Genomic DNA, 12,625 nt, shown 5'->3' on the forward strand with positions numbered 1-12,625 from the left:
GTGTCAGTGGAACTTTGGCAGCAGTGCGTGGAGCTTCTGCGCGATGAACTGCCTGCCCAGCAATTCAACACCTGGATCCGTCCGCTACAGGTCGAAGCCGAAGGCGACGAGTTGCGCGTCTATGCGCCTAACCGTTTCGTGCTCGATTGGGTGAATGAAAAGTACCTTGGCCGTCTGCTCGAACTGTTGGGTGAAAACGGCAGCGGCATGGCGCCAGCCCTTTCCTTGTTAATAGGCAGCCGTCGCAGCTCTGCGCCACGTGCTGCACCCAATGCCCCAGTCAGTGCTGCAGTCGCGGCTTCGCTTGCACACAGCCAGACCCAACAGGCCACTGCGCCTGCGGCCGTTGCCGTTGCCGAGCCGGTTCAGGCGCCAGTAGCTGAACCGGCGCAGGTGAATGAAGCTGCTGAGCCGGCTTCGCGTGACAGCTTCGATGGCATGGGCGACAGCAGTTCGGCTCCGGTTGCTGGCAGCCGCACCGAGCAGCGCACGGTCCAGGTGGAAGGCGCGCTCAAGCACACCAGCTATCTGAACCGCACCTTTACCTTCGAGACCTTTGTCGAAGGTAAGTCGAACCAACTGGCCCGCGCTGCGGCCTGGCAGGTCGCCGACAACCCGAAGCATGGTTACAACCCGCTGTTCCTTTATGGTGGCGTGGGCCTGGGTAAGACCCACCTGATGCATGCTGTGGGTAACCACCTGCTGAAGAAGAACCCGAATGCCAAGGTCGTGTACCTGCATTCCGAGCGCTTCGTCGCGGACATGGTCAAGGCGCTGCAGCTCAACGCAATCAATGAATTCAAGCGCTTCTACCGCTCGGTCGATGCGCTGCTGATCGACGACATCCAGTTCTTCGCCCGTAAAGAGCGTTCACAGGAAGAGTTCTTCCACACCTTCAACGCCTTGCTCGAGGGCGGCCAGCAGGTGATTCTCACCAGCGACCGTTACCCGAAGGAGATCGAAGGCCTGGAAGAACGCCTGAAGTCGCGCTTCGGCTGGGGCCTGACGGTAGCTGTCGAGCCACCGGAACTGGAAACCCGCGTGGCGATCCTGATGAAGAAGGCCGACCAGGCCAAGGTCGAGCTGCCGCATGATGCTGCGTTTTTCATCGCCCAGCGCATTCGCTCCAACGTACGTGAACTCGAAGGCGCCCTGAAGCGGGTGATTGCTCACTCGCACTTCATGGGCCGTGACATCACCATCGAGCTGATTCGCGAGTCGTTGAAGGACCTGCTGGCGCTTCAGGACAAGCTGGTGAGTGTGGATAACATTCAGCGCACCGTGGCCGAGTACTACAAGATCAAGATCGCCGATCTGTTGTCCAAACGCCGTTCGCGCTCCGTTGCGCGCCCGCGTCAGGTAGCCATGGCACTGTCGAAGGAGCTGACCAACCACAGTCTGCCGGAAATCGGCGACATGTTTGGTGGTCGCGACCACACCACCGTGCTGCACGCCTGCCGCAAGATCAACGAATTGAAGGAATCCGACGCGGACATCCGCGAGGACTACAAGAACCTGCTGCGGACGTTGACGACTTGATGGTCGTCAGCGCAGCTAATTGAAGGCAAGGGACTAGACCATGCATTTCACCATTCAACGCGAAGCCCTGTTGAAACCCCTGCAACTGGTCGCCGGTGTCGTCGAGCGCCGCCAGACCTTGCCGGTGCTGTCCAACGTCCTGCTGGTCGTGCAAGGCCAGCAGCTGTCGTTGACCGGTACCGACCTGGAAGTCGAACTGGTTGGCCGCGTGCAACTGGAAGAGCCGGCCGAGCCAGGCGAGATCACTGTCCCTGCGCGCAAGCTGATGGACATCTGCAAGAGCCTGCCGAACGACGTTCTGATCGATATCAAGGTCGATGAGCAGAAGCTCCTGGTCAAAGCCGGCCGTAGTCGCTTCACCTTGTCGACCCTGCCAGCCAACGATTTCCCGACCGTTGAAGAAGGCCCGGGTTCGCTGACCTGCAACCTGGAGCAGAGCAAACTGCGCCGCCTGATCGAGCGCACCAGCTTCGCCATGGCTCAGCAGGACGTGCGTTACTACCTCAACGGTATGCTGCTGGAAGTGTCGCGCAACACCCTGCGTGCGGTTTCCACCGACGGTCACCGCCTTGCACTGTGCTCGATGAGCGCACCGATCGAGCAGGATGATCGCCATCAGGTCATCGTTCCACGTAAAGGTATTCTTGAGCTGGCGCGCCTGCTCACTGATCCGGAAGGCATGGTCAGCATCGTGCTCGGTCAGCACCACATCCGAGCGACCACTGGTGAGTTCACCTTCACCTCCAAACTGGTCGACGGCAAGTTCCCGGACTACGAACGCGTACTGCCGAAAGGGGGTGACAAGCTGGTCGTCGGTGACCGCCAGGCGCTGCGTGAAGCGTTCAGCCGTACCGCTATTCTTTCCAACGAGAAATACCGCGGTATTCGCCTGCAGTTGGCCGCCGGCCAGCTGAAAATCCAGGCCAACAACCCTGAGCAGGAAGAAGCTGAAGAAGAGATCAGCGTGGACTACGAAGGTAGCTCGCTGGAGATCGGCTTCAACGTCAGCTATCTGCTGGACGTGTTGGGCGTTATGACTACCGAGCAAGTTCGTCTGATTCTGTCTGACTCCAACAGCAGTGCGCTGCTGCAGGAAGCTGGCAATGACGATTCTTCCTACGTTGTCATGCCGATGCGCCTCTAATCCGTAGCAGGCGAAATGTCCCTTCGACGTATCATGGTCACCGCGGTGCGCAATCTGCACCCGGTGACTCTCTCACCTTCCCCCCGCATCAATATCCTCTACGGCGCCAACGGCAGCGGCAAGACCAGTGTGCTCGAAGCCGTGCACCTTCTCGGCCTCGCTCGGTCATTCCGCAGCACGCGGCTGAACCCGGTCATACAGTATGAGCAGCCTGCCTGCACCGTATTTGGCGAAGTTCAGTTGGCTGAAGGTGGTACGAGTAATCTGGGCGTCTCCAGGGAGCGGGCGGGCGAATTCACTATCCGCATCGACGGACAGAATGCCAAGAGCGCCGCTCAACTGGCTGAACTGTTGCCGCTGCAACTGATCAACCCGGACAGTTTTAGGTTGCTGGAAGGCGCACCGAAAATCCGCCGGCAGTTTCTCGATTGGGGTGTGTTTCACGTGGAACCTCGGTTCCTGCCGGCCTGGCAACGTCTGCAGAAGGCGCTGCGGCAGCGGAACTCATGGTTGCGGCATGGTACACTTGACCCAGCTTCGCAAGCCGCCTGGGACCGGGAGTTATGCCTGGCCAGCGCGGAAATAGATGAATACCGTCGCAACTACATCAAGGCCTTGAAGCCCGTCTTCGAGCAAACCCTGAGCGAGCTGGTCGAGCTGGACGGGTTGACCCTGAGCTACTACCGAGGCTGGGACAAGGACCGGGAACTGCAAGAAGTACTCGCCTCCTCTCTCCTTCGCGATCAGCAGATGGGCCATACCCAGGCCGGCCCGCAGCGTGCTGATCTACGTCTTCGTCTGGCTGCCAATAACGCTGCCGACATCTTGTCGCGTGGTCAGCAAAAGCTGGTGGTGTGCGCACTGCGCATTGCCCAGGGTCATCTCGTCAGCCAGGCTCGTCGGGGCCACTGTATTTATCTCGTTGACGACCTGCCGTCCGAGCTGGATGACCAGCATCGCCGCGCGCTGTGCCGCTTGCTTGAAGAATTACGCTGCCAGGTGTTCATCACCTGTGTAGATCACGAATTACTGAGGGAAGGCTGGCAAACGGAAACGCCAGTTGCCTTGTTCCACGTGGAACAAGGCCGTATCACCCAGACCCACGACCATCGGGAGTGAAGGCATGAGCGAAAATCAAACGTACGACTCCTCCAGCATCAAAGTGCTGAAAGGTTTGGATGCCGTACGCAAGCGTCCCGGCATGTACATTGGCGACACCGATGATGGTAGCGGCCTGCACCACATGGTCTTCGAGGTGGTCGACAACTCGATCGACGAAGCCCTCGCCGGTCACTGCGATGACATCACCGTCATCATCCACACGGACGAATCCATCAGCGTGCGCGACAACGGTCGCGGCATTCCGGTCGACGTGCATAAAGAAGAAGGCGTTTCCGCAGCCGAGGTCATCATGACCGTGCTGCACGCCGGCGGTAAATTCGACGACAACTCCTACAAGGTATCCGGCGGTCTGCACGGTGTAGGTGTTTCGGTAGTTAACGCCCTGTCCGAGAAGCTGGTGCTGACTGTTCGCCGCAGCGGCAAGATCTGGGAACAGACCTACGTTCACGGTGTTCCTCAGGCGCCGATGGCCGTCGTCGGTGACAGCGAAACCACCGGTACCCACATCCATTTCAAGCCTTCGGCTGAAACCTTCAAGAACATCCACTTTAGCTGGGACATCCTGGCAAAGCGGATTCGCGAGCTGTCGTTCCTCAACTCGGGTGTCGGCATCCTGCTGAAGGACGAGCGCTCGGGCAAGGAAGAGTTCTTCAAGTACGAAGGTGGTTTGAAGGCATTCGTTGAATACCTCAACACCAACAAGACCCCGGTCAACTCGCAGGTCTTCCACTTCAACATCCAGCGTGACGATGGCGTGGGTGTCGAGATTGCCCTTCAGTGGAACGACAGCTTCAACGAAAACCTGCTGTGCTTCACCAACAACATTCCACAGCGTGACGGCGGTACTCACCTGGTCGGTTTCCGCTCCTCGCTGACCCGTAGCCTGAACAGCTACATCGAGCAGGAAGGCCTGGCCAAGAAGAACAAGGTCGCCACCACCGGTGACGATGCCCGTGAAGGCCTGACCGCGATCATTTCGGTGAAGGTGCCGGATCCTAAGTTCAGCTCGCAGACCAAGGACAAGCTGGTCTCCTCGGAGGTGAAAACCGCCGTGGAACAAGAGATGAACAAGTACTTCGCGGACTTCCTGCTGGAAAACCCGAACGAAGCCAAGGCCGTGGTCGGCAAGATGATCGACGCTGCCCGTGCTCGTGAAGCGGCGCGTAAAGCCCGTGAAATGACTCGCCGCAAAGGCGCGCTGGATATCGCCGGCCTGCCGGGAAAACTGGCCGACTGCCAGGAGAAGGACCCTGCCCTCTCCGAACTGTACCTTGTGGAGGGTGACTCCGCAGGCGGCTCGGCCAAGCAAGGCCGTAACCGTCGTACCCAGGCGATCCTGCCACTGAAGGGTAAGATCCTCAACGTCGAGAAAGCGCGCTTCGACAAGATGATCTCCTCCCAGGAAGTGGGCACGCTCATCACTGCACTGGGCTGCGGTATCGGCCGCGAAGAGTACAACATCGACAAGCTGCGTTATCACAACATCATCATCATGACCGATGCTGACGTCGACGGTTCGCACATCCGTACCCTGCTGCTGACTTTCTTCTTCCGTCAGCTGCCGGAGCTGGTCGAGCGCGGCTACATCTACATCGCCCAGCCGCCGCTGTACAAGGTCAAGAAGGGCAAGCAGGAGCAGTACATCAAGGACGACGAGGCCATGGAAGAATACATGACCCAATCGGCCCTGGAAGATGCCAGCCTGCACCTGGACGAATCGGCGCCAGCCGTTTCCGGCGTACAGCTGGAAACCCTGGTGAATGAATTCCGCGCGGTGATGAAGACCCTCAAGCGCCTGTCGCGCTTGTACCCGGAAGACCTCACCGAACACTTCATCTACCTGCCGGAAGTCACTTTGGAGCAACTGGGCGACCACGCCGTGATGCAAGCCTGGCTGGTGAAGTTCCAGGAGCGTCTGAGCAACTGCCAGAAGTCGGGCCTGGTCTATCAGGCCAGCCTGCGCGAAGACAAGGAGCGCAATGTCTGGCTGCCGGAAGTGGAAGTTACCTCCCACGGTCTGGCCAGCTACGTCACCTTCAACCGTGACTTCTTTGGCAGCAACGACTACCGCTCGGTGGTGACCCTGGGTGCCAAGCTGTCTACCCTACTCGGCGAAGGTGCCTACGTGCAGCGCGGTGAACGTCGCAAGGCAATTACTGAGTTCAAGGAAGCCCTCGACTGGCTGATGAACGAAAGCACCAAGCGCCACACCATCCAGCGATACAAAGGTCTGGGTGAGATGAACCCGGAGCAGCTGTGGGAAACCACGATGGACCCAACCGTCCGCCGCATGCTCAAGGTCACCATCGAAGACGCGATTGCCGCCGACCAGATCTTCAATACCCTGATGGGCGACGCGGTGGAGCCACGCCGTGACTTCATCGAAAGCAATGCGCTGTCGGTATCGAACCTGGACTTCTGATTGGGTTGCAGCAGCTGTAGGTTCACAGAAAAGCTGCACGCTTTCACAAATAGATGACCGGCCGGGCTTCAACCATGGCCCCTGTCGGTCACCATCAAGCCCGCCTTCGCGGGCTTTTTTTTGCCTGGAATTCCTGCCGGGGCGCCCTACTCCGCTCATTGGAAAATGATGCAGATGGGGGGATTTGAGGAAGTGATTTGATGGGGCGCTGGAAGTGCTGAGAGGGTCGGCGGGCGGATCTGAGCAGCAGAGAGATTGAGAGGACTTTAAAACTAATATTTGAACACCTTAATAGTTAATTAAGCGTACGTGTTAAGTATTAATTTGAACAATTTAGTATGGAAATGGAATTTGGTGGAAGTTGCCATTTTGGATTTTTTGTAGATTTCGAAGGGATGTTGGAATAAGATCTATGACCAACTTTTCCGCTTTGCACTGAAGATTTTCAGCCAAATCAGCTGTTTGAAGCGAGAGCTTCAGACCTGATCCAAATTGCTCCAGCGATCACGAAGTGGCCGTTTAGAAATAAAGAGAGCAAGCCGATTGCTTTAGATTCTGATCAGTCATGAGAGTCATGACCAATGAGAGAAAAGGAGACCTGAAAATGTAGAAAAACGCGATCAATCCCGAGAGGACTGACCGCGCTTAGCGAAGCAGACTTGCGTCCTCAGAACCCGCAATGTCTGCTTTTTCGAAGCGACTGTCAATCCTCTCCCATTTTTTCGACCTTAGCGAGGTTACTCGACGGCACAGTGTTGCCTGTCGAAAGGCCTCACTTCGCCCGCCCTGCGCCTTGATTTTTTGGCGCAGCGTCGGCGCTCGTTTCGAGATTTTCGGAGGTGTTTCATGACAGTACGAAAGGTGGTCACGCGGCGGTCCAACCATTACCGCGGCTACTTCCCATCGCTCAAAAATAAAAAGCCTGTGCCCTGGGAGTCCCAGCTCGAAGGCGCTCTTTTTCGGCTTCTTGAGCTGTCTCCTGCGGTCATCGGCTACGTCCCGCAGCCCAGTGAGGAACGTGTTCCATCGCTCCAGGGCTATTTCAAATATTACCCAGACGTACAGGTTTTCCTCGCGGATGGGCGCGAGTGGTGGTTTGAAGTGAAGCCTCACGACCGACTGAAGATTGCCAGCGTCAGGCAGCGACTGGATGCCGCTGAGCGCTACTTCAACGCCACTGCCCGTAACTTTTCGGTGATCACTGAAAAGTTAATTGAAGCTGAACCCCTGGCTACCAATCTTAGAAGGCTGATGTATCACCGGCGCGGTCCAGAGCTTTCGCATCAGGCGTTGGAGGAGGTAATGGCGACCTTCAACGAATGGCCGCCTATGACCGTTGCAGATCTGCTCTACGTGGTTGGTGAGGGGAAAGCCTGGCGCTTGTTAGGCCTTGGGGTGGTGGGCATTGACCTTGATAGGTCAATTGACACTGACTCCCCGGTCTTCCTGCAAGGGGGGCACCGTCATGCAAACCTTTTCCCTTAGGGTGAAATTGGTCGTCATCGTTCGTGGCGTACTGATGGTGCTTGAGAAGAGGCTTATTGACCGGAAGCTGCTCTTTTTCGATGAGCTTGGTGAGCCCACGAAGCTATCCGAGAAGGAGTTCTATGAGGCCTACGAGAAGCGCGAGATCGAGATCTCCGCTGATCAGCCATACCTTGGGAGGGTTCCGTATGTGCGGAACGTCCCTCCAGATATTTCATGCTTCCCCAAAAAACATGGAGATGAGGCATTGCGTCGACGCAAGTATCTGGACGACCTAACTAAGCGCGGTAAATACAAGCTACCGGGTGACGAAGACATGATCAAGAAGCTTAGAGATATCGCCAAAAAGATTGGGGATGCGTGCGCACCCTCGGTTTCCACTATTCGACGTTGGGCAGCCAAATACATTGGCCAGAACGTAGTAAAGCTTATCCCTCAGCATGCCAAAAAGGGTCGGGCTGCCGCGATACAGGGAGAGCTCGAAGTTATTCTTGAAGGGGTGATTAATAAAACCTACCTGCAGGATACGATTCCAGCGGTCAGCGTGGTCGTTTCAGAATTCGAGGATCAGATAAAAGAGAGGAACAAAAGTCGTTTGCCTTCGGATCAGCTCAAGATCCCAAGCGGAATGACTGTCCGAAGGTACATCGCCAAGCTGGATCCGTACCTTGTGGATAAGGAGAGGCTCGGAAAACACGCAGCAGACAAGAAACACCGTGTTGCGGCGGGTGTCCTACGTGTCCATGAGATTTTGGAACGTTGGGAAATTGATCACACCTTGTTGGACGTCCAGCTTGTGGATGAAACCTCGGGGCTGTGCATTGGGCGCCCCTATCTGACGATCGTCCTCGACCGCTTCTCTCGAATGGTGATGGGATATTTGCTCCACCTGTCGGCGCCAAATACGGAAACCGTGCTTCGTGTGATCGAACGCTCAATCCGTCCAAAAGCCGAATTGCTGAAGCGCTTTCCGAAAGTGAGAAATGAATGGTGGGCACGTGGGCTGCCGGCTCGAATAGTCCCAGACAACGCAGCGGAATTTCACGCGGGCGATCTCATCATGGGATTCAACGAGTTGGGTATCGAGATCATGTATCCCGCTTCAAGGGCCCCTCAAAGGAAAGGTGCCGTCGAACGCTTTTTCAGCACACAGAACCTGGGGCTTATCCACAACCTCCCGGGTACCACCTTCTCGAATATCCAGCAGCGTGGCGATTACGACTCGGAGAAGAATGCATGTTTCACGCTCCCTCAATTGGAGGCGGTGGTAGTGAAATGGATCGTCGATGGTTACCACCAGACTCCTCATCGGGGGCTGGACAACAGAACACCGGCTCAAGTCTGGGGGACTAGCGAGGCGAACCATGTCATCAGCCTTCCCGTCGACCTGGACTCGTTGGAGTGCATTCTGGCCAAGCGGGCCTCGGTGAAGGTTCACCATTACGGCATCGAGGTTGCCAAAGTGGGCTACCACTCTACGGAACTTGCTGAGCTCCGTATGCGTTTGGCAGACGGAGAAAAGGTAAACGTCCGCTATCGAGACGAAGCCGGGCACGTTTGGGTTCACGACCGCTTCAGAAACTTGTTCTTCAAAGTGCCCGCCAAAGATGAGCGAATGGCCGGTAAGAGCAGGGAGGTGTGGAAGGCTGCCGAGAAAGCGCTGCGAGAAAAATATAATGAGCAGCCTAGCTTCGAGGCTACGCACAGGTGCTACCAGGAAATTATGGAAGATGCAGACGAGGCCCGCCGTTCGCAGACGCTCAGAAAACGACGCGCAGCTGCCATAGCGAAAATCGACAAGGAGGGTCGAGTGACCGAAAGCACGCCTCCACCCAAGGTACTCGCTGAAGTGGAATGGACCGGTGACTCTATTCCTAACATTCCGCCAGCAGCCTTCAAGGTCTCGGTTCGTCGCCCTGCTGGGAGTTCTAAGCCATGAACGCCATCAATCTGTACGAATGCTACGAGCATGGTGAATACAGCTTTACGCTCCGCGATCGTTTTATTCACAGCCCTCAAGTCGAGCGAGCGTTGACGCGACTAGGCGATATCCACGGCGATAGTCGGCGTACCAGAGCAAGTAAAGGGTTGCTGATCCAAGGTCCAAGCGGAGTGGGCAAGAGCACATTGGTCAAGGAGTACATTCGGTCATTGGAGGAATTGGAGAGCCATGACCCACAGAAGCGGACAGTTCTGTTCGTCGAGATGCCTTCGTCTCCAACCAAAAAGAACCTGGCAGCAGCCATTTTGGCAGAGCTGAAGGATCCCTTCGCAGAGGCACGAGGACATTCGGCAGAGGTTAAATTTGCGCGAGTAGTCCTGCTGCTGAAGAACCTTGGCGTGGAGATGTTGGTCCTCGATGAGGCGCAGCACCTGGTCGATTATCGTCGTAATGGTGCGTATGAGGCAGCAGACTGGATCAAGAGTCTGATGAATGAAACCAGTATCGCGTTTGTTCTGATTGGGCTGAAGCGCACCGAAAATCTCCTGCTAGCAAACGAGCAACTGCGACGCAGGTTTTCGGCCACGGTGGCATACGATCGCTTCACCTTCTCCGCTAATACGTCTCTTCATTTCGTGATGTTGTTGCAGGCAATCGAGGGCGAACTGCCTGTTCAAACCATCAGTTTTGTAGAGCCAGCGATGATTAAACGCTTCTACCTGGCTTCCTATGGATTGATCGACTACCTCATCAAGATTGTGGACAGGGCTGTTTGGCTGGTTCAAGTCCAGGACCTTGTCGGGATTGAACTTCCTGTGCTGGCCCAGGCTTTTGAAGACGAGGTTTGGAGCTACGCCACCGAGGATCGAAACCCCTTCAGTGCGAGCTTCAATTTCCAGCCTCTGTTCGGGAAGCGGGAGCCGTTTGAGACGTTCGAAGAGAGCAGTACCTGACGGCCAAGGGCCGGGCTTATCGGCCCGGCTCTACTCCCCTGATTTTTATGTCTTCGATTTCATGGATGTGTAGGAATGTTTGGTCTTTTAATCAACCCACGACCACACCAAGACGAAAGTCTTTTGGGGTACCTGCAGCGCCTGGCGAAAGCCAACGGATTACCCAGAAAGGAACTGCTCACCGCCTTTGCACGAGCCGACGAGACCGATGTTGCGGACTGGCTGCAGATGATGGAAGGACCACTGAGCTGGCCTGCGGTATCTGCTGAGTTTCGTGATCCAAGGCCCAAGGGGGTCAAGTTATGGACGACTCATCACGCTCGTTACTGTCCGATCTGTTTGGGCGAAGCCGGTTATTGGAGAGAAAGCTGGGGCTTGACCCTGGTTACGACGTGTTCTGTCCACGGCACTGAACTCCACGGGCGGTGCCCCAACTGTCTGAAGGAAACCGATCCAAGCGCAATGAGTGCGAATAGTTGCCAAGCGTGTGGCACCTCATTGAGTGGGACCAATTTTGAGATCGCGCCGGCGAGTGATACGGCCGCCTGGCTCACCTCTGGCTTTGAAGATAGGTTTTACGCCGACTCGTTGCCAGCTGACGCGGGATTGGCGGCCCTCACCTACGAACAGTTTCACGAGTTGTCATCGCGTCTCGCTGTCAGAAGTTTGCCTACGGAAAGAACCCAGCCGCTGAAGGTTGCTGATTCGGGTTCGCTAGAGATATCGCGGCTTATGGCAAACGCGGCGGGCGTGGTTCTCATGAACTGGCCTCTCGCATTCAGAGAACTGCTGAGTGGCCTCAAGGCAGTCCATTCCGATAACGAACATTGGACGCTCAGCAGATCGTTCGGCCCGATATACCACGACATCCACCGTGATCTGGATGACTCTTGTTTTGACTTTCTTCGTCGAGAGTTCGAATCATTTCTGCAGCATGCGTGGGAAGCACCGTTAGCGAAGCGAAATCGCAATTTGAGTGAGGAGACGATTGAGAGACATCGTTGGGTGTCGTTCGATTCTGCTGCTGAAGCTTGTGGTCTCGGGGTATCAGTCATAAAACGCCTTCATCAGGAGGGACAAATCGCCTATCGGGAGAAGGTCCATGAAGATCGAGTCTTTACGGTCGTGGACCTGGATCATTTGAAGGCAATCTCGCAGCATCTCCAGGGCGTGGCTGATATGAAAGAAACCTCGACTTTGCTAAGCCTCTGTCGCAATCGGGTTAGGCAGCTGCTAGCTGGTGGTACCCTCCAGTTCTTTGGTGGAGAACCGCGCCCAGGCGAAAGGTGGCTGATTGACTGCCGCTCGATCAACGAATTGATTGATGAGAAGCTGCCTACCAGCTCTGACCAGAGCCTGGTGTCGATCAACTACTTGGCCAAGCATTCTCTGCCCAAGGGGGGTGGGTTGGTCGAGTTGGTTCAGGCAATACGTGCAGGTGAACTTCGCGCTTACGGCCCAGCTGAGAATGGCTCGGTTGCGGTAGGGGCGTGGTTACTCAAGCCGCAAGATTTTGCAGCGTGGCAACAAGCCCGAGCTGAGAACAAGAGTCCGGTCTTTCCCGGCCTGTCGGTAGTCAAGGCTGCTGCGCTGTTAGGCGTCAAAGAACAATGCGCATACGCGTTCGTTCGACTGGGTCTGCTATGGAGCACTGCTGTCGAACGAGGCCGGCGTACGCAATTGATGGTTAAGCCTCAAGCCATCGACAGATTCAGGCGTGGCTATATCTTGGGACCGGAGATTGCGGTGTATTTGGGGAAGTCGACCAGGGAGGCGTTCAAGCACCTTTGGGAGGCCAGGTTTCGCCCCGTTGCGGGGCCATCCATTCCAAACGCGGCTTGCCGGCAGTACGTTTGGGTAAGAAGCAAAAAGCTGATCGATTACCTCGCAAGTGAAGCCGCCCAGATCGACGATCCTGAAGCCATCACGTTTTTATCCACACCGATCGCTCAGCCTCGTGATTGCCGATTCAGGCATGTGGGATCAAGATAGTTAGCACGCTTTCTTTCTTGATTGCT

8 protein-coding genes are annotated in these 12,625 nt (G+C 56.1%); all 8 read left to right on the forward strand.

Annotated features, from left to right (window positions below; translation table 11 throughout):
* The 8 genes from dnaA to ACOKS3_RS00040 all read left to right on the forward strand — a co-directional run bounded on the left by dnaA (position 1) and on the right by ACOKS3_RS00040 (position 12,599).
* Positions 1-1,539, forward strand: a complete 1,539-nt coding sequence (gene dnaA, locus ACOKS3_RS00005) for a chromosomal replication initiator protein DnaA (protein WP_103448389.1) — start codon at positions 1-3, stop codon at positions 1,537-1,539.
* Positions 1,540-1,579: 40 nt separating this feature from the next.
* Entirely contained in the window at positions 1,580-2,683 is a 1,104-nt protein-coding gene (gene dnaN / locus ACOKS3_RS00010; protein WP_015268408.1) for a DNA polymerase III subunit beta, read from the forward strand.
* A 15-nt stretch (positions 2,684-2,698) separates the two neighbouring features.
* Positions 2,699-3,802, forward strand: coding sequence for a DNA replication/repair protein RecF (gene recF / locus ACOKS3_RS00015; RefSeq protein ID WP_103448388.1), 1,104 nt, complete (start codon positions 2,699-2,701; stop codon positions 3,800-3,802).
* Positions 3,803-3,806: 4 nt separating this feature from the next.
* Complete coding sequence (gyrB, locus tag ACOKS3_RS00020) at positions 3,807-6,227, forward strand: DNA topoisomerase (ATP-hydrolyzing) subunit B (protein ID WP_422763601.1); 2,421 nt, start codon at positions 3,807-3,809, stop codon at positions 6,225-6,227.
* Between the two features lie 846 nt (positions 6,228-7,073).
* The gene (locus ACOKS3_RS00025; protein WP_011953077.1) at positions 7,074-7,712 is read left to right on the forward strand and encodes a TnsA endonuclease N-terminal domain-containing protein; all 639 of its coding nucleotides are present in this window, start codon (positions 7,074-7,076) and stop codon (positions 7,710-7,712) included.
* Positions 7,693-9,651: a DDE-type integrase/transposase/recombinase gene (locus ACOKS3_RS00030; protein WP_011953078.1), complete on the forward strand. Its 1,959-nt coding sequence runs from the start codon at positions 7,693-7,695 to the stop codon at positions 9,649-9,651. Before ACOKS3_RS00025 ends, ACOKS3_RS00030 begins: the two co-directional genes overlap by 20 nt.
* A complete protein-coding gene (locus tag ACOKS3_RS00035; protein ID WP_010951429.1) occupies positions 9,648-10,607 on the forward strand; it encodes a TniB family NTP-binding protein in 960 nt (319 codons plus the stop codon). The genes ACOKS3_RS00030 and ACOKS3_RS00035 overlap by 4 nt, the downstream gene beginning before the upstream one ends.
* A 75-nt stretch (positions 10,608-10,682) precedes the next feature.
* Entirely contained in the window at positions 10,683-12,599 is a 1,917-nt protein-coding gene (locus ACOKS3_RS00040) for a TniQ family protein (RefSeq protein ID WP_010951430.1), read from the forward strand.
* Positions 12,600-12,625 lie beyond the last annotated feature (26 nt).

It is taken from the genome of Pseudomonas sp. HS6-2, from assembly GCF_049325675.2.
In the GTDB taxonomy this organism is placed as follows: domain Bacteria; phylum Pseudomonadota; class Gammaproteobacteria; order Pseudomonadales; family Pseudomonadaceae; genus Aquipseudomonas; species Aquipseudomonas putida_N.